Raw genomic sequence first — 19059 nt, forward strand, 5'->3', positions numbered from 1 at the left:
CATTCTTCTTAAATTCTTCTGTGTACTGTGTAGCCATGTCTTACTCCTCCAATCTTTAGCTTTAATAATAAATCTATATTAAGGATTATTCCATATCTAACTTGTACTATTTACATTCTAACACCAACCGGCTGCTTTCCATGTGCGTCCCGGTACGCTTTACCGGCGACAACTTCCGGCAGGAAACCGCCAAGCGGAAAATGGAGAGCATGAAGAAACTGATTACCGACTGAAAGGAGTATTGCCTATGGCAGATAACAAGCAGCACGACACCCGCACCGCCCGCCGCCCCGACTGCGTGACGGAAATCCGCATGGGCAATTCCGTCCTTGTCGTGTCCGGCTATTTCAAGAAAGATACCACGACCACCGCCGCCGACAAAATGGCGCGGGTACTGGAAGCGGAAGCCGCTGCTACGCAAAAACCGGCAATTTGACCGACTGTAAAGAAGCAAATTTAACGCTTTTGCCGCTGTACAGCCCCCGCTGTTCCGTGGTACAATGAAACCACGGAATAGTGGGGCTGGCTGTCGGAAACGGAGGATTTTATGTTAAGACAAGCCACCCAAAACCTCATTACCGCCCTTTATCCGAGATTGTCCCATGAGGACGAGCTGCAAGGCGAGAGTAATTCCATATCGAACCAAAAAAGGATACTCGAAACCTACGCAAAACAGAACGGCTTTACCAATCTGCGCTGGTACACCGACGACGGTTATTCCGGCGCGAACTTCCAGCGGCCCGGATTTCAAGCCATGCTTGCGGACATTGAAGCCGGGAAAGTTGGTACGGTCATTGTCAAGGACATGAGCCGGTTAGGGCGAAACTACTTGCAGGTAGGGTTTTACACGGAAATGCTGTTCCCTCAAAAGGGCGTGCGTTTTATCGCTGTCAACGACAATGTGGACAGCGCAAACGGCGGCATGGACAATGATTTTACCCCTCTGCGAAATCTGTTCAACGAATGGCTGGTGAGAGATACGAGCAAGAAAATCAAGGCAGTTAAAAGAGCAAAAGGCATGAGCGGCAAGCCCGTTACCAGCAAGCCGGTGTATGGCTACCTCATGGACGAGGACGAGAACTATATCGTTGACGAGGAAACCGCGCCGGTTGTCCAGCAGATTTACCAGCTTTGCCTTGCGGGGAACGGCCCGACCAAGATTGCCCGTATGCTGACGGAACAGCAAATCCCCACGCCGGGGACGCTGGAATACCGCAGGACAGGCAGCACACGCCGCTACCACCCCGGCTATGAGTGTAAATGGGCGACGAACACCGTCGTTCATATCCTCGAAAACCGGGAGTACACCGGCTGTCTGGTAAACTTCAAGACGGAAAAGCCCTCTTACAAGACCAAGCACAGCGTAGAAAATCCCATTGAGAAGCAGGCCATTTTTGAGAACCACCATGAGCCGATTATCGACACGGAAACATGGGAGCGTGTGCAGGAGTTACGCAAGCAGCGCAAACGCCCGAACCGCTATGACGAAGTGGGGCTGTTCTCTGGTATGCTGTTCTGCGCCGACTGCGGCCATGTGATGTACCAGCAGCGGTATCAGAACAAGAACCGCAAGCAGGACTGTTACATCTGCGGCAGCTACAAGAAGCGCACCCGCGACTGTACGGCGCACTTTATCCGCACCGACCTGCTGACCGCCGGTGTCCTCTCCAATCTCCGGCAAGTGACGGAGTATGCTGCCAGGCACGAGAGCCGTTTTGTAAAGCTGCTGATCCAGCAGAACGAAATCGGCGGCAAGAGAAAGACCGCCGCAGCCACCAAGCAGCTTGAACAGGCGCAGGAGCGGATTGCCGAAGTGAGCCGCATTATCAAGCGGCTGTATGAGGACAATGTGAACGGCAAAATCAGCGACGAGCGTTTCATGGAACTGTCGGCAGACTATGAGCAGGAGCAGCGGGAACTGAAAGACCGCACCGCCGCATTGCAGGCGGAACTGGACAAGTCGCAGGCGGCTACCGTTAACGCCGAGAAATTCATGGGGATTGTCCGCAAGCACCTTGCCTTTGAGGAATTGACACCCACCCTCTTGCGGGAAATGATTGAGAAAATCGTCGTGCATGAGTGCAGCTATGACGAGAACGGCACCCGCAGGCAGGACATTGAGATTTATTACAGCTTTGTCGGCAAAATTGACTTGCCCGAAGCCTAACGCCCGACCTATCCGACACAGCCCTAAGTGCCGGATAGGAACGGCAAAATTTTTTACACTTCTATTACTTCTTTATCGCACATTAGCAAAGTCACAGGGTATCAAGCAGCTTATGTCCGGCGGTGGCATTATCATTGTGGCGCAGACGGTGATTCCACAGCTCTCCACATTGTTCTCATAAGAGATAGTCCTTCATGGGTGGAATCATTGACAAGATCACTGATTTCATAAAGGAAATGCTGCAAGGGTGGGTGCTGTCCAACCTTGAAACCATGTTTACCGATGTGAATGACAAGGTAGGCACGATTGCAGGGGAGGTCAGCAAGACACCCAGTTCATGGAACTCCGGTATTTTCAGCATGGTGCAGACGTTATCGGAAAATGTCATTGTCCCCATAGCGGGAATGATCATCAGCTTTGTGCTGGTCTATGAGCTGATCACAATGGTTATCGACAAAAACAACATGCACGACTTTGATACGAGCCTGTTCTTCCGTTTTTTATTCAAGGCTTGTATCGCTGTCAGCTTACTTTCTAAGACCTTTGATATTGTCATGGCGGTCTTTGACGTGGGAAGTCATGTAGTGACACAGGCGGCAGCTTCCATATCCGGCTCAACGAGTCTGGATGTGCAGACTACGCTTACTTCCATGTTCAACAACCAGATTGACAGCATGGGGATTGGGGAGCTGATAGGACTTGGCATGGAAACCATGATCATCAGCCTGTGTATGAAAATCATGTCCGTCCTTATCACCGTCATTTTATACGGACGTATGATTGAAATATATCTTTATGTATCAGTAGCACCAATTCCGGCGGCAACCGTAACCAACAGGGAATGGGGAACAGTCGGAACAAACTATCTAAAGGGACTTATCGCTTTAGCATTTCAGGGATTTTTCATTATGGTATGTGTGGCAATCTATGCTGTGCTTGTGGCAAGTGTGGCAGTGGCAAGTAACCTTCACAGCGCCTTATGGTCTGTGGCAGCCTATACCGTAATCTTATGCTTCAGCTTATTCAAGACAGGTTCCTTATCAAAATCAATCTTTAACGCTCACTAATGCATGGTGGGCGTTGCCCATATATGGGTATGCACACGAAAGGAGCAGACTATGGCAATATCAGTACCAGTGCCAAAAGACCTGAGTGGCATCAAAACGAAAGTAGCATTAAATCTTACCAAAAGACAGATCATCTGTTTTAGCGGAGCTGCCATTACCGGAGTTCCTTTGTATTTTCTTACAAAGGGAGTTTTAGGAACACAGGCGGCAGCCCTGATCATGGTGGGAGTGATGCTGCCATTTTTCTTTTTGGCAATGTATGAAAGGGACGGGTTTCCGGCAGAAAAACTTCTGTACTTTATGATACGGCAGAAGATACTTACACCGGGGATACGTCCTTATAAATCGGAAAACCTCTACGAGCAGTTGGAGGAAAGAGAAAAAATAAAGAAGGAGGTGCGCTACCTTGAAGAAAAGGCTTTCAAAAAATCCTCAGCAAAAGGCGCAAGCCGGAAACCGCAGAATGCCGGAAAATAAGAAGGCGGCAAATAAAACCGGGCTTACATTTTCTGAAAAAAAGCGGTTAGTGGAGCTTAGACGTATCCTTGCCGGAAACGGGAAGGAACAGGCAAAGCCGGATACTGCACAGAAAACCATTACCTTCAAAAAGATGTTTCGTGATGGTATCTGTCAGGTAACACATAATTTTTACACGAAGATGGTGGAGTTTTACGACATCAACTATGACCTTCTGGAAGTAGAAGACCAGGGAGATATTTTAGAGGAGTACAGCAAGCTCATCAATTACTTTGATCCGTCCATTAAGTTTGAACTGTTCCTATTCAACAGGCAGGTCAATGAACAGGCACTTGCGGAACAGTTTGACATACCTTTGCAGGATGATGATTTTGACGATATTCGTGAGGAATACACACAAATGCTGAAGCATCAGTCGGCAAAGGGAAATAACGGTATCATCAAGTCCAAATATCTCATTTTTGGTGTGGAAAGCATCGGATATAAGGAAGCAAGGAACAAACTGAATAATATCGAGAAAGATGTTATCCGAAACTTAAATAACATCGGCACGAATGCCCGGTCACTTGACGGAAAGGAAAGACTTCGTATCCTGCATGAGTATTTTAATCAGGGAACGATGGAGCCTTTCCGTTTTTCATTTAAGGAACTGTCAGAGTCTGGCAAGTCCGTCAAGGACTATATTGCACCGCCGGGGTTTGACTTTAGGTATCCGAGCAGATTTAAGTCTGGCAGTATGTACGGAAGTGTTCACTATCTGGATATTATCGCACCGAGATTTAATGACGAGCTGTTAAAGAAGCTCCTTGACATTGATGATAACCTTACCATTACCATGCACATGCAGACGATGGATCCGGTCAAGGCAATCAAGATGTTAAAGGGAGCTTTGACGAACATTCAGAAAATGAAGATTGAGGAGCAGAAAAAGGCTGTCCGCAGTGGTTACGATATGGATATTCTTCCTACGGACATCATCACTTATGAAAAAGACACCTTAGAGCTTTTAGACGATCTGAACACGAGCAACCAGAAGATTGTCAAAATGACCTTCCTGATTACCTGTTACGGAAAGACAAAAAGGGAGCTTGAGAACATCACGCAGAGGGTCTCCGGCATTATCCAGCAGGCAAACTGCAACTTACGATGCTTGCAGTATTTACAGGAACAGGGGCTTATGGCATCTGCACCGATTGGCTGCAACGATACTGGAATTGAGAGAGTACTGACAACCAAAAGTACTGCTATTTTAGTTCCGTTCTGCACACAGGAGCTGTTCATGCCTGCTCCGGCGATTTATTACGGGTTAAATGCCCTTTCAAATAACATGATTATGGCAGACCGCAAAAGGCTCCGTACACCAAACGGTGTCATACTCGGAACACCGGGTTCCGGTAAGTCCTTCAGCGCAAAGAGAGAGATTTTATCCTGTTTCCTTATGACAAGGGATGACATTATTATTTGTGATCCGGAGGGAGAGTATTTCCCATTGGTACAGGCACTAAAGGGACAGGTCATAAGACTTGCCACTGATTCCAAAGATTATTTAAACCCGATGGATATTCAGTTATCCCATAAAGGGGACAAGGAAGCTCTGAAATTAAAGAGTGACTTTCTCATTACCCTGTGTGATCTGATTGCCGGAGGAAAGGACGGTCTGGAGAATGATGAGAAGGGTATCATTGACGAATGTATCCGCCATATCTACGATACCTATTTTGAAAACCCTGTGCCGGAGAATATGCCTATCCTTGAGGACTTATACAATGCACTCTTAAAATATGAGCCGAAAAACGTGGAAAAGGAGCTTGCAAAGGAAGCAAAGGCAAAGGCGGTCAGAATTGCCAACAGCCTTGTGTTGTATGTAAGCGGTTCGCAGAATTATTTTAACCACCGTACCAACGTGGACTCACAGAACCGTATCATCTGTTTTGACATCAGGGACTTGGGAAAACAGTTAAAAGAGCTTGGTATGCTGATCGTACAGGACGCAGTATGGAACAGAGTGTCGCAGAACAGGGAGCGCAAGATTGCCACCCGTTATTACTGTGATGAATTCCACCTTCTGTTAAAGGAAAAGCAGACCGCTATTTACTCTGTGGAAATCTGGAAGCGTTTCAGAAAGTGGGGAGGTATCCCGACAGGGCTTACCCAGAACGTGGGTGACTTCTTACGTTCAGAGGAAATCGAGGGTATCTTGGGCAACAGTGACTTTGTGTATCTGTTAAACCAGAACGCAAAGGATCAGGCGATACTTGCAGACAAGTTAGGGCTTTCTGAAAAGCAGCTTTCCCATGTAACCAATTCCGAGCCGGGTTCTGGTCTGATACTGTTTGACAACGTGGTTATTCCGTTTGTTGACAAGTATCCGACAAACACCAAAACCTATGCGATTATGAACACCAAGCCGGAGGAAGCAGTTAAGAAAGATGAGGCGAGTTAATGGCAGATAAAAAGACAGAAAAAAGTGCCGCTTCCCATAAAAAGGCTGTAAAAGAATTTCAGAAGAAAGAGAGTCCAGACTTTCAAAAAGGCGGCGGTTCAGACTTTCAGCCGAGAGCATCCAATGCCGGAAAGGAGAAAGCCGGAGCTTCACAGAAGCACAGCGCATCGAAAACCCATGCGAAAAAGGAGTATGGGGAAACTTTTGGACAAAATGTCCAGAAGTCCGGTGCCGATACGGGACAGGAGGAAAAGGCGGCATTTACCAAAGCCGAGAACACGTTTTCAGGACAGGATAATTCCGGTCAGACGGAGGAAAACGGGAAAAGGCAGGAAGAAAAAGAGGATTACCACCGCAGGGACACTTACAGGCAGTCACAGGAAAAGGGAAAATACCATAAAAAGCGTGTGCAGCGAGAGCATAAACACAGAGAAAAAGCCAAAGATACCGTTTTTACGGAAGATGCCGGAAAGTTCTTTACAGAGGATCGTGCTTCGGAGTTTACAGGAAGCGAGAAATTAGAAAAGAAACAGAAACAGGCACAGAAAGCCGCAGAGAAGGTCAAAAAGGCTAGAGGAAAACTTCCCAAGAAGCGGGAATATACCTTGCAGAGAGTTTTTGACGAGGAAACGGGCAAAGGGAAATATGTGGTTGTTCCGCTGGATAAGGAGAAGCCTTTTAAGCAGGAGAGCCTTTCCAAGACTACGATGCGGCGAATGCAGACGGAAAGCAGAAATTTCGTACATGGCAAGATTGCCGAGAACGAAAAGGAAAATTCTGCTGTGGAAGGTGCCCATAAGACGGAGCAGAAAGGTGAGGAGCTGATTGGCTTTGTAAAAAGGCACTATAAGGGAAAGGAAGCAAGACAGCGGGCGAAGATAGCGAAGCTGGAAAAGAAGCAGTTTCAGAAAGAGGTCAACTTCCAGTACCAGAAGTTCTTGGAGGAAAACCCGCAGATGCAGAAAAAAGCATTGCAGAAGCGTTTACAGAAACAGCGTATCAAGCGGGAGTACCTGAAAGCAAGACAGAAGGGAGCTGCAACAAAAGCGGCACAGGAAGCAGTGTCAAAGACCGCCAATACCGCAACCGCCATAGCAAAGAAGTTACAGGAGATTGCAAGCAAAAATGCGGGTGTTCTCATAACGGTTGGTATCATGGCGGTGCTTCTTGTTATGATTATGACCTCGGTATCGTCCTGTGGGGCGATGTTTGCAGATACGCAGTCTACGGTGCTTGCGGCAAGCTATTTGAGCGAACCGGCAGAGATTGATGCGACAGACTTGCAGTTTACCAGACTGGAGCTTGACCTTCAGAATGAGATTGACAATATTGAAACCGATTATCCGGGATATGATGAGTATTCCTATAATCTTGGGGAAATCGGGCACAATTCGTTTACGCTAATTGGGTATTTATCGGCTGTCCATACGGAGTTTACCGCAAGTGAGGTGGAAAGCGAGGTACAGGCTCTTTTTGATGAGATGTATACGCTGACTCTTACACCGGATACGGAAACAAGGACAAGGACAGTAACCAAGACAGGCACACGCACTGTTACTGATCCGGTAACAGGAGAGGAGACAGAGGAAGAATACGAATACGAGGAAGAGGAGGAATACGAAGTCAGCATATTAAGGGTGGTGCTTACGGTCAAACCATTGGAAACCATTGTTGCCGAAAAGATGGATGCGGAACAGACAGAGATTTATGCCATGTATGCAGAAACAGGCGGGCTTTTACAGCAGTTTGCTTCTCCGCTTGATCTGTACTGGTATAACTATATTTCAAGTTATTATGGATACCGCAAGAACCCGAACACCGGAAATGAGGAACTGCACCGGGGCGTGGATATAGCGGTGCCCACAGGCACAACTGTTTATGCAGCCCATGACGGTACAGTCACGACAGCAGCTTATGACAGCTATTACGGGAATTATGTGGTCATCGAAAAAGACGGTTACACCACAAAATATGCCCACATGGACAGCCTGAGTGTCAGTGCAGGTCAGAGCATAACCAAAGGGACGGTAATCGGAACTACGGGAAACACCGGAAGCAGTACCGGAAGCCATTTGCATATCGAGTGTTTGTATAACGGAGAGTATTACAATCCGTTATTTTACTTTGATGTAGGCGAGGGAACGCTTTACGGGGAAAGTCCGGGAGGTGGCGGCGGTGCGCCGGGAAATGCCATACCACCGGATTCCTATGATGATGCAACTGTACAGGCACTTATGGAGGAAGCAGCCAAGTATTTGGGCTATCCGTATGTATGGGGCGGTTCGTCCCCGTCCACAAGTTTTGACTGTTCTGGTTTTGTGTGCTGGGTATTTACCAACAGCGGCGTACACAATCTGCCACGAACAACCGCACAGGGCATTTATGACCAGTGTACTCCCGTATCGGCAAGCGAAGCGAAAGCGGGAGACATTATCTTTTTTACAGGCACCTATAATTCAGCAGGTGCAGTCAGTCATGTAGGCATCTACTGCGGCAACGGGGTAATGATACACTGTGGCGATCCAATCAAATATGCTTCCATTAACACTCCGTACTGGCAGAGCCACTTTTACAGTTTTGGAAGATTGAATTAGAGGAAGTGAGATATTATGACAAAAAGCCAGAGAATAGAAAAGGAAATCACAAAGACAAAAGAACAGCTCGCCACCATACAGGCAAAGTTAAAGAACCTGGAAGAAGAAAAACATATGGCGGAAAGAGCTGAAAAACTGGATATTATCGAAAAGCATAAAATCTCGTCCGAGAAGCTGCAATTACTTATCAAATTCAGCGAGGACGAGATTTTGCAGTTATTAGCACAAAAAGAAAAGGAGAGAACAGGAAATGAAGAAAAAGTTATCAGTTAAGGTGATCATGTCTCTTATCTTATCGGCAGTATTGTTCTGTATGCCGATTGGGGCATTTATGGCAAACAGCGGCAATACCGTATCGGTACAGGCACAGGATACGGATGCAGAGAAAAATGAGAGTGAAGCAGAAAAATCGTCTACAGAAACGGAAGAAGAAAGTGAACAGGAAAGCTCAACGGTGTCCGGCAATGACATTCCCACACCGGAATGTACCTGTAAGGAAAAATGCTCACAGTATTCGGTGGATAAGGAATGTGAGGTCTGCAAAGAGGATTACAGCCTTTGTGAGTATGTGAACCCCAACGTGAAAATCACAATCAATACACCGACAGGGTGGCACAATGATACCACAAAGGTACATATCTTAGTTGAAGATGTGGCAAAGTCCGGCAACTTTACTGTAAAGAGCGTACAGGCGAAAGTCGCACAGAATGGAAGCTGGACAGACATCACAGAGGATATGTATGTGGAGATTTCGGAAAACTGCACCGTCTATGTGCTTGTGACAGACCAGAAGGGCAATACCTATGAGAAAAACCGTTATATTAAATGCTTTGATTTTACCAAGCCAACCTTAAATGCGGCGGTCAGCGATGGTCTGTTAAGTGTACAGGCACACGATACGGATTCCGGAATCAAGGCAGTCTATGTGAATGGTTATGAATTTACAGAGCTGACGAATGGCGTTTTGAATATCCGTCTGCAACAGTTTGATGCAGGGTATCAGTATTTTACCATTTCCGCAACGGACAATGCCGGAAATATGTCGGAGGTCTATAAGACAGCCAACCCGTATTACACCGATCCGGAAGCGAAGGACAGTAACGAAAGCGATCCGGCTAAGCAGCTCCCGGTCAGTGCGCAAGCTTCCAAGCCTTCCTCAGCAACCGGACAGGTAACGGAGCATACGAAAACAGACAGCGAGGGCAATACCACATCGGAAACAAGCCTTGCAGATCAGAAGAAAGCCGCCATGCAGGAAGCAGATGCTTCGGAGAAGGCAGAAAATAATGCAGAGCAGTCGGAGAGGGGGAAAGAGTTTTATACCATTCAGACCGCAAGTGATAAGGTGTTTTATCTGATTATTGACAGGGACGGTGATGAGGAAATGGTCTACTTCCTTACAGAGATCAGCGAAAATGACCTGTTAAATACGACAACGGATAACAGCGAGACACTTCCGAAAAATTCCGCAGCACTGGAGTCTGCAATCCCGGTAAGTGACAGCGCACTGCCGAACAATAATGCAGAAACGGATAATGAGGAAACAGAAGAATTACCAGAGGATGGCGAGGAAAGTACGGAAGAAAGTACCGAGGAACCGGAAGAACAGCCCGCACAGACCGATAATCCGATGGGAACCTATATCGTGCTTGGCATCATTGCAGTCATTGGTATCGGCGCAGGCTACTATTTCAAGGTGGTAAAGAAAAAGAAAGAGCAGTTTATTGATGAAGATGATGAGGAGGACGAGGAAGAAGAAGTCTTGGAAGATGAGGACGAAACCGAGGACACAGAGGACGATTTCTTTGAAAAAGACGATGAGGAGGACGAATAAATGCAGTTAGTAATCGCAGAAAAGCCGAGTGTGGCGAAAAGCATAGCAGATGTATTGGGAGCCTTAGACAGACAGGACGGATATTTTGAGGGCGGCGGTTATCTTGTAAGCTGGTGCGTGGGACATTTAATCGAGCTTGCAGAACCGGAAAGCTATGGAGAACAGTGGAAGAAATGGACTTACGAGAGCCTTCCGGTCAACCCGGAGCATTGGCAGTATGAGATCAAGGAGGATACCAAAGAGCAGTATGATGTGCTCTATGGTCTTTTGCATGATAGCAGAGTGGACGAGGTAGTGTGTGCCACCGATGCCGGACGGGAAGGAGAGCTTATCTTCCGTCTGGTCTACAACATGGCTTCCTGCAAAAAGCCCATGAAACGCTTATGGATTTCATCTATGGAGGAAAGTGCCATAAGGGAAGGATTTGAGAATTTGAAGCCGGAAAGTGACTATGATCATTTATACCATTCCGCACTTTGCAGACAAGAAGCGGACTGGCTTGTGGGTATCAACGGTACAAGGCTTTTTACCGTTTTATATGGCGGCAAGGTGTTAAAGGTGGGCAGGGTACAGACACCTACCCTTGCAATGCTTGTGGAGCGTGAAGCAAAGATTATGAATTTCAAGAAAGAGCAGTATTTTATGGCTCATATCCTCTGTGGCGGCGTGGATGCAGCCACAGAGAGGATTGACAATAAAACAGAAGCAGAAAATGTTGCAGGAGCTTGTCTGAACGGACAGGCTCTTGTTACGTCTGTGGCAAAGGAAGAAAAAGCAGTAGCACCGCCGAAACTCTATGACCTTACCACACTTCAGAGGGATGCAAACCGCCTATTCGGTTTTACTGCAAAGCAGACCTTGGAGTACACCCAGAGCCTTTATGAAAAAAAGCTGTGTACCTATCCGAGAACGGACAGCCAGTATTTGTCTGATGAAATGGAGCAGACAGCCGGAAATGTGATTGAAGCAATTTTCAGTTCCATTCTGTTTGAGGAAAATAGGATGTTCAATCCGGATATTAAGCGTGTGTTAAACAGCAAAAAGGTTACAGACCACCATGCGATTATCCCCACAATGGAGATTGCCAAAGCTGACCTTGCAGCACTGCCGGAAACGGAGCGAAAGATTTTATCCCTTGTGGCCAACAGACTGCTGTGTGCTACGGGGGAGAAACATCTTTATGAAACGGTTAAAGCAGAGCTTGCCTGTGGTGGTTACACCTTTGCTGCTTCCGGCAAGTCAGTCTTAAAAAACGGGTGGAAAGATTTTGAAGATACCTTTAAACGTTCCTTTAAGACAATGGAAGATAAGGAGCAGGAGGATAAGAAACTGCCGGAGCTTTCAAAGGGGCAGACCTTTGACGGGGTGCAGACGAAGATTAGCGAGCATTACACCACACCGCCGAAGCACTTTACGGAGGACTTATATTGTAAAGGGTAGTTAAGAAAAAAGCACAAGAAAGGACAAAAAATGAGAACAAAAAAAGCAGAAAATGAAAAGATTACTGCCCTCTACGAAAGACTTTCTCGTGATGATGAAATGGTAGGGGACAGTAACAGTATCGTCAACCAGAAGAAGATGCTTGAGGACTATGCAAAACAGAATGGCTATACCAACATAGAGCATTTCACAGATGACGGTTATTCCGGCGGTTCATTTGACAGACCGGACTGGAAAAGAATGGTAGCAGGAATTGAGGACGGAAGCATTGGCACAGTCATTGTAAAGGATATGAGCCGGATAGGGCGTGACTATCTGCAGGTGGGCTTTTATACGGAGGTCATGTTCAAGGAAAAGGAAGTCCACTTTATTGCGATTGCAAACGGAGTTGACAATCAGAAAAGGGAGAGCAGTGAGTTCGCCCCGTTTCTAAACATCATGAATGAGTGGTACATTCGTGACTCCAGCCGGAAAGTGACTACGGTGCTTCGTGCAAGGGGAATGGAGGGAAAACACACCACCAATAATGCCATTTACGGTTACCGGAAAAGTGAGGAAGATAAAAACCAGTGGGTAATTGACGAAGAAGCTGCCGAGGTGGTGCGCAGGATATACCGGATGTCTCTGGAGGGGAAAGGACCCTATGAGATTGCAAGGATACTGTCGGAGGAACAAATCGAGCGTCCATCCTATTATCTTGCCAAGCGGGGACTTGGAACCTGTCGTTCCAACAATAATACTGCAACCCCTTATGTGTGGCGTGGGGCAACGGTGAGGGATATTCTTTCCAAGCCGGAGTATATGGGACATACCGTAAATTTCCGCTCGTATAAAGAGTCTTACAAGGATAAGAGGGCAAAAAAGACACCAAAAGAGGACTGGGTTATTTTCAAGAATACACAGGAAGCAATCGTTTCTGAAGAAATGTGGAATAAGGTGCAGGAACTGAGAAAGACCGTCCGCAGGACGGATACAGTCGGCGAAGCCAATCCGTTTACGGGGCTTTTGTATTGTGCTGATTGCGGTGCGAAAATGTACAACCATCGTGGCGGAGCAGGAAGGGCAAGAAATTGGAAAGGGGAATTAAACGGAAAACGCAGACCGGATCGTGATGAGTATAACTGCTCCACCTATAACTTAAGCAGACAGAGTTATGACAAACAGTGCAGCCAGCATTATATCAGGACAGAGGTTGTAAGAAAGCTGGTGCTGGAAACCATCAAAGCGGTCAGTGATTATGTGATTACCAATGAGGAGGAATTTATCAACAGGATATATTCCTCTTCGAGAGACAAGCAGAAAGAGAGCATAAGGTCTTTAAAGCGAAAAATTGCACAGGATATCAAGCGTGTAAACGAGCTGAATATGCTGATGAAGAAACTGTATGAGGATAATATCAGCGGAAAGCTGTCTGACAAGCGTTTTGAATTTATGCTCAGCGAGTTTGAAAATGAACAGGACACCCTTGAAATATCAATGGAAAATGCCAAAGCCGAGATTGAAAAATATGAGAGTGATACAGTCCGGGCAGACAAATTCATAGAACTTGTGAAACGCTATACGGATTTCAGTGAATTAACTACCCCCATGCTGAATGAATTTGTGGAAAAGATACTTGTCCATGAAGCGGATTATTCCAGCGGTGAGAGGGTACAGGAAGTGGAGATTTACCTGAATTTTATCGGGAAGTTTGAACTGCCTGTAAAAGAACCGACTGCGGACGAAATTGCAGAGCACGAAAAGCTCAAAGCACGCAGGGCAAAAAAAGCAGAATATAACCGCAGGTACATGGAAAAGCGGAGAAAGCGTATCGCAGAGGAAGAACAGAAATCAAAGGAAGTAACAGTAAACGGTTAAGGGTATGGAGGATAGAGAGCTTATGAAACAGGAAGAAATCAGAAAGTGTACAAAGGTTGTGGAACTGTTCCGCAGTATGATGGATGAATTGGGAGATATGTGTGTGGTATATGATGAAATGTTCGGCTTTATTGTACTGGAGTATTACATGGATGGGTATTTTGAGAATAATTCCAACTACGACAATGTAGAGGACTTGTATCATCACTTGTTGGATAAATGGAAATTCTGCTGGATTGTGGATAAGGCAAAGGTCAACGGGACAGAAGAATTTGAAGATTATGAACCGTCATTGACAAAGGAACAGCGGGCAGAAAGGGATAAGGTTTTAGCACATTTTGAAGCTGCGTTCTGGCAGATACAGACGGAATAAGAAAGTGACACAACATCTGAGGGGGCAATCGGTTTGAACACTGATTGCCTTTTCTGACAGGAAATTGACGATTTAAGACGTTCCTGATGAAGGGACAGGTAAATATGCCTTGAAAGCCTTTTGATACGCTTAAAGGGCATAAAAACGAAAAAAGGCTACATAATTTGAACATTTTGAAGGAGGGTATCATAGTGGCGAGGATGGGCAAAAAAGAAAAACGGTTGTGGGTGTTCTTTTTGAATGACAAGAACAGGATACAGTATAATGACCAGTGCAAGAAGTGTGTGCATGAGTGTAAGCAGAGTTTCCGGTGCAGGATTGTGTGGTGTGGGAAGTATTACTCTAAACGGAGGAAAAGGTAGAACAAGAGAAACCAAAGACCAAGAGTCAGGAAGCAAGTTTATAAAGTTTTATGGAAAGAGCAAATAGCAATCTATTTGCTTTTTCCTGTTATGTGGTTATCGTAAGCCAAGAAGATTAAGTGACGAGCAGAGGAAACAGGAGAGGTTAGGGATAGAGAAAATCAATTCAGACGATATTAAGCGAAAAATTTAGATTCGTTGATATACTGCCGATATACCTATTGAGATATTCGGCATTACACAACATTACAATTACATTCCAAAGCATTATAATTGTTTCATTTGATGATAGATGCTAAAATAACTAATTTAAGAAAAGAGGTGGTAATGTGATTAACATTGCAATTTGTGATGATGAAAAATACATATCAGATAAAGTTAAAAAGCTGGCACTTGATTTTTTTCACAGAAAAAATGTAGAAATAAAAATTTCACAATTTGGGAGCGGTGAGGAATTACTAAGATACAACAAAAGTATAGATATTTTGTTTTTAGATATTCAAATGGATGGCATAGATGGTATGGAAACTGCAAGAAAGCTGCGTAGTCAGAATTATAAAGGTTACCTGATTTTTATAACTGTTTTAAAGGAAATGGTATTTCAGGCTTTTGAAGTGCAGGCATATGATTATCTGGTAAAGCCAATTGAAGAAGAATATTTTGACAAAAAAATGGAGAGATTATTTGCTTCCATGCAAAATGCCAATGAAGCAAATTTGCTTGTTCAGAAAGGATACGAGAGCAATATTATTTCCTTTGATGACATCATTTTTTGTGAAATTATAGACAGAAAAATATATCTGCATTTAAAGTCGGGAGAAGTTATTGATTACTATGACAGAATTGAAAATCTTGAAACAAAACTGGATGGGAGATTTTTCAAATGCCATAGAAGTTATTTAATTAATTTGAGCTATTTGAAAAGTTATAAAAATGGAATGGCATACATGATAAATGATCAGACGATACCGGTATCACGCTTACGGAGCAAAGAATTTTCAAGTGTTGTTTTGAAATATATGAAGGAACGGAGAGTGTGAAAGAATGGATGGATTAGATATTTTCAATGTATATGTTATGGGAAGCATTGAAATGTTGACAGTTTTTCATTTCTTTACCAGATTTCTTAAGAAAAAGGTAAAGTTTATTTATTATATATTGTTTGCCATTTTTGGAATTACTGTTATGAGGATTTTTACGGCTGGCAGTATTATGGAGTTATTGGTATATGTTCTGCTGTTGATGGCAGGTGGATTTTTTATATGTAAAACATATAATATATTTGTCGGTTTATATGCGGTTGTAATGATTGAAATAATGCACTTATGCTATGGAATTTCTAATTCGGTATCATGTATTTTATCTCCATTTTTATTTTTGGAGAACCCTAAAGCAGTTAGCTTTTGCTTTATGATAATGAGCAGCATTATAGCGCTTGTTACATCTGTTTTGTGTTATCAGGTTATAAATAAATATTTTTTATATGATGAAACAGTTGGGACAAAATATGCTCTTATGATTTTAATACCGACTTTATTGATTTTTTTAGCGAGTGAATATATTAGTCTAAATATTTATGGAGATACCATTACGATAGAAGCAGATGGCAGTTTACCTAGCATAAGTCCATTTCCAATACTGTTTATACAGATATTAGGGATAGCCAGTCTGTTTTGTATCATGTTTTCTTACAAAAAATTGATGGAAAGTTTCAAATTAAGCAGAGAGTTATCACTGTTAGAATTGGAAAAACATTCTTTGAATCAGTATGTGGAGGAAGCAAAAATACGTTATGAGAAAACAAAATCATTTCGGCATGATGTGAAAAATCATATATCCATTGTCAAAGAATTGGTACAGAATGGGAATATAGATGCCGCATTGAAGTATATGGGTGATATGGAAAATTTAACAGCGGATATGTCATTTCCGGTAAGCACTAATAATCCTGTACTTGATATTCTGATTGGAAATAAATTGGGAATAGCTAAAAACAATCAGATAGAGGTACAATGTTCATTTATTGCTTCATATCCATGTGGAATTGCTGATATTGACTTCTGTATTATTTTTTCTAATGCATTAGATAATGCTATTTCAGCCTGCAATCGAATGAACCATGACGAACAAAAATATATTCATGTAACGGGAAAAGTGCAGGGTGACTTTCTATTGATTGAAATAAGTAACAGTTATAGCGGGAGAGGGAGTATTCGCAGCGGAACTGGACTTGCCAACATAAAAGCAGTTGCAGAAAAATATCATGGAGCTATGGAAATAAGAACAGATGGAGCAATATTTACTTTAAGTGTTCTTTTAATCATTCCGCAACAATCAGAAAGCATTTCACAACAAGTGTGTTAAAAACAGCTATATGAATGACGAATAAAAAATTGTAGTGATATTTAATTGTAACAAAGTAAAGGAGGACGATTTATGTCAATGGAAATAAGCGGTAATTATAAGGATTACAAAAATGAGTATTTAGAAAGGGCACAGACAGAGCAGGATAAAGTAAAAGGAACTTCACAAGAGCAAAGGGCGGAAGATAAAAGTGAAGGTGTTTCAATTCCAAAGGACGAGTATATCAGTAGTGAAAAATCCGGCAGCAAGCCAAGTGGTCTGTATCGTTTAGGGCAGGATGAAAACGGTAATCCAAAAGTGATGTATGATGATCCTAAGAGAGCGGCAAAGGCGAAAGATGTTCAACAAAAGGAGGAGCCAGCGAAAAAGGAAGAGAAATGTACGACAAATACAGATAATGTTGACAGAGAGATTGAGAAGCTCAAAGAGGAAAAGAAACAGCTTGAACAGCAGATAGAGGCTGCGGCGGGGGACAAAGAAAAGGTTAAGGTATTGGAGAAAAAGCTGGCTCAGATTGAGGGGCAGTTAAGCCAAAAAGATAATGATACATACAGGAGACAGAATGCAGTAATTTCTTAAACAAATTATGTATATGAGGGAGTGAATAAGAGGGAAAGGCTTTATTCACTCCTTTTGCAAAAGGAAAGAAATTCACATTAAGAGTAATTGCAGAAAAGTAATAGCTGGAAAAGGATTTCGATTCTATATCTCAAACCAAACAGCAGATACCCCACTGTTTGGCTGATAAGAGAATATCTTTCTTTTGTATTTACCAAAGCTTCAGCAGTAGATAAATGTAATAAGGCAGGTGATGTGTATGGGAAAATGTTAGTTCTGACATTTGAGGATAATGAGGATGCTATGATGAACCGCATATTATCGTTGATAAATACCAAAGAAGAAGTCATTCAGATGTCAGGTATGAATGAGCATTTGTTGAATTTCAAAGGTCTTATGATTGATGAAGTTCAACGGGTGATCATTCGGGAGAATCGGGAGATAGAGCTTACATATACCGAGTTTGAAATCTTGAAGCTTCTTGCAAAGCATCCGGGAATAGTGTTCAGCAAGGAACAGATTTATGATATAGTCTGGAAAGAATCCTATTCCGGTGATTACAACATCGTCATGAGCCATATCCGGAATATTCGGGAGAAGATAGAGGATAATCCAAGCAAGCCAATCTACATACAGACTGTTTGGGGAGTCGGCTATCGTTTCAATAAAAATTTAATAGCATAGAAACAGGCAATTAAGAAACAAAATCTTGGTTGTCTTTTTTATTTGTAAAATACATTTACAGCGACAGGAGCAGAAAGGAGACAGGAGTACATTGCAGAAATCAAAACGAATCAGGGCAGTTATTTAGGCGGTGTTATCCAATAAAACGGAAGCACCGCTTTTCTGTTTTACAGACAACAAATTTAAAGAAAGCAGAGGTAATGAAAGATGAATTTAGAGAATAAAATCGAAGCACAACGGAAACGCATGGAGCAGGAAAAGAACAAGTTGGATATGCTGATGAAAAAGGCAAAGATGGAGCAGAGGAAAGCAGATAACCACAGAAAGATTGTGGTGGGTGCAAACTTTGAAACATTCCTTAATGAGCCGAGGAGGTACAGCGAGGAGCAGACCAGACGGATTATGCAGGTGGCATTTGCCACAAGAGAGGTCAAGAACTGCATGGAGCAGATTGAACGGGAGCTTGCAAGGGCGGAGGAAAAAATGCCGGATACGGCAATAAATGAGGAAGCAGACGAGGAGGAAAACGAAGAAGAATAGGGAATGTGTAGCGTTGTAGCCAATTCCCTCAACTTTGTTGAGGGCGCACAGATACACCACCCTTTGGGGCGGTGCTGTGCGTTCTCCGAAGGCTCTTGCAGAGGGCAGTCGGCTACTTCGTATCCGACACAAGGTGCCTGCACCTTGTTGAACAAAAGGCAAGCCTTTTGTTATAAGGGAGCTACACTCCCTTCGGCGGTAAAAAGAACCGCCTACCCTAGTGAACTTTGCGTTCAGATGAAATCACAAAAAGACGTGCTTTCATCTGCCCACAAAGTCTGCCGATGCAACCCGCTATG

Annotated in this window: 18 protein-coding genes and 1 pseudogene; all 19 read left to right on the forward strand. The window is 43.9% G+C overall.

Annotation, left to right across the window (positions count from 1 at the left end):
* Positions 1-125 precede the first annotated feature (125 nt).
* Positions 126-233, forward strand: a pseudogene (locus tag FYJ58_RS12390) (ATP-binding protein); the annotation flags it as partial.
* Between the two features lie 14 nt (positions 234-247).
* Positions 248-436 (forward strand): transposon-encoded TnpW family protein, encoded by a 189-nt coding sequence (locus FYJ58_RS12395; protein ID WP_020995296.1) that lies wholly within the window; start codon positions 248-250, stop codon positions 434-436.
* 111 nt (positions 437-547) lie between these two features.
* Entirely contained in the window at positions 548-2167 is a 1620-nt protein-coding gene (locus tag FYJ58_RS12400) for a recombinase family protein (protein WP_074754402.1), read from the forward strand.
* Complete coding sequence (locus FYJ58_RS15390) at positions 2088-2348, forward strand: Maff2 family mobile element protein (protein ID WP_408647385.1); 261 nt, start codon at positions 2088-2090, stop codon at positions 2346-2348. Before FYJ58_RS12400 ends, FYJ58_RS15390 begins: the two co-directional genes overlap by 80 nt.
* Before the next feature lie 13 nt (positions 2349-2361).
* Positions 2362-3234, forward strand: a complete 873-nt coding sequence (locus FYJ58_RS12410) for a VirB6/TrbL-like conjugal transfer protein, CD1112 family (RefSeq protein WP_154520042.1) — start codon at positions 2362-2364, stop codon at positions 3232-3234.
* A 51-nt stretch (positions 3235-3285) separates the two neighbouring features.
* Positions 3286-3711, forward strand: coding sequence for a PrgI family protein (locus FYJ58_RS12415; protein ID WP_154520043.1), 426 nt, complete (start codon positions 3286-3288; stop codon positions 3709-3711).
* On the forward strand, positions 3698-6154 hold the full coding sequence (locus FYJ58_RS12420; protein ID WP_154520064.1) for a VirB4-like conjugal transfer ATPase, CD1110 family: 2457 nt from the start codon (positions 3698-3700) through the stop codon (positions 6152-6154). The genes FYJ58_RS12415 and FYJ58_RS12420 overlap by 14 nt, the downstream gene beginning before the upstream one ends.
* Positions 6154-8748, forward strand: a complete 2595-nt coding sequence (locus FYJ58_RS12425) for a CD1108 family mobile element protein (protein WP_154520044.1) — start codon at positions 6154-6156, stop codon at positions 8746-8748. Before FYJ58_RS12420 ends, FYJ58_RS12425 begins: the two co-directional genes overlap by 1 nt.
* 15 nt (positions 8749-8763) lie before the next feature.
* A complete protein-coding gene (locus FYJ58_RS12430) occupies positions 8764-9021 on the forward strand; it encodes a DUF4315 family protein (RefSeq protein ID WP_154520045.1) in 258 nt (85 codons plus the stop codon).
* Complete coding sequence (locus FYJ58_RS12435) at positions 8999-10582, forward strand: CD1107 family mobile element protein (protein WP_154520046.1); 1584 nt, start codon at positions 8999-9001, stop codon at positions 10580-10582. The genes FYJ58_RS12430 and FYJ58_RS12435 overlap by 23 nt, the downstream gene beginning before the upstream one ends.
* Positions 10583-12022, forward strand: coding sequence for a DNA topoisomerase (locus FYJ58_RS12440; protein WP_154520047.1), 1440 nt, complete (start codon positions 10583-10585; stop codon positions 12020-12022).
* A gap of 30 nt (positions 12023-12052) precedes the next feature.
* Positions 12053-13879 carry a recombinase family protein gene (locus tag FYJ58_RS12445; RefSeq protein WP_154520048.1) on the forward strand — a complete coding sequence of 609 codons (1827 nt, stop codon included), beginning with the start codon at positions 12053-12055 and terminating at the stop codon, positions 13877-13879.
* Positions 13880-13901: 22 nt separating this feature from the next.
* The gene (locus tag FYJ58_RS12450) at positions 13902-14252 is read left to right on the forward strand and encodes a hypothetical protein (RefSeq protein WP_154520049.1); all 351 of its coding nucleotides are present in this window, start codon (positions 13902-13904) and stop codon (positions 14250-14252) included.
* Between the two features lie 240 nt (positions 14253-14492).
* Positions 14493-14681 (forward strand): hypothetical protein, encoded by a 189-nt coding sequence (locus FYJ58_RS12455; protein ID WP_154520050.1) that lies wholly within the window; start codon positions 14493-14495, stop codon positions 14679-14681.
* Positions 14682-14943: 262 nt separating this feature from the next.
* Entirely contained in the window at positions 14944-15654 is a 711-nt protein-coding gene (locus tag FYJ58_RS12460) for a LytR/AlgR family response regulator transcription factor (RefSeq protein ID WP_328597855.1), read from the forward strand.
* A gap of 4 nt (positions 15655-15658) precedes the next feature.
* Positions 15659-16978, forward strand: a complete 1320-nt coding sequence (locus FYJ58_RS12465) for a sensor histidine kinase (protein ID WP_154520051.1) — start codon at positions 15659-15661, stop codon at positions 16976-16978.
* A 78-nt stretch (positions 16979-17056) separates the two neighbouring features.
* Positions 17057-17557: a hypothetical protein gene (locus FYJ58_RS12470; protein ID WP_154520065.1), complete on the forward strand. Its 501-nt coding sequence runs from the start codon at positions 17057-17059 to the stop codon at positions 17555-17557.
* A gap of 87 nt (positions 17558-17644) precedes the next feature.
* Positions 17645-18220 carry a winged helix-turn-helix domain-containing protein gene (locus tag FYJ58_RS12475; protein WP_331464198.1) on the forward strand — a complete coding sequence of 192 codons (576 nt, stop codon included), beginning with the start codon at positions 17645-17647 and terminating at the stop codon, positions 18218-18220.
* 207 nt (positions 18221-18427) lie between these two features.
* On the forward strand, positions 18428-18760 hold the full coding sequence (locus FYJ58_RS12480) for a DUF3847 domain-containing protein (protein WP_154520052.1): 333 nt from the start codon (positions 18428-18430) through the stop codon (positions 18758-18760).
* The last annotated feature ends 299 nt before the right edge of the window (positions 18761-19059 follow it).

The sequence above is a fragment of the Velocimicrobium porci genome (assembly GCF_009696045.1).
GTDB classification, from domain to species: domain Bacteria; phylum Bacillota; class Clostridia; order Lachnospirales; family Lachnospiraceae; genus Velocimicrobium; species Velocimicrobium porci.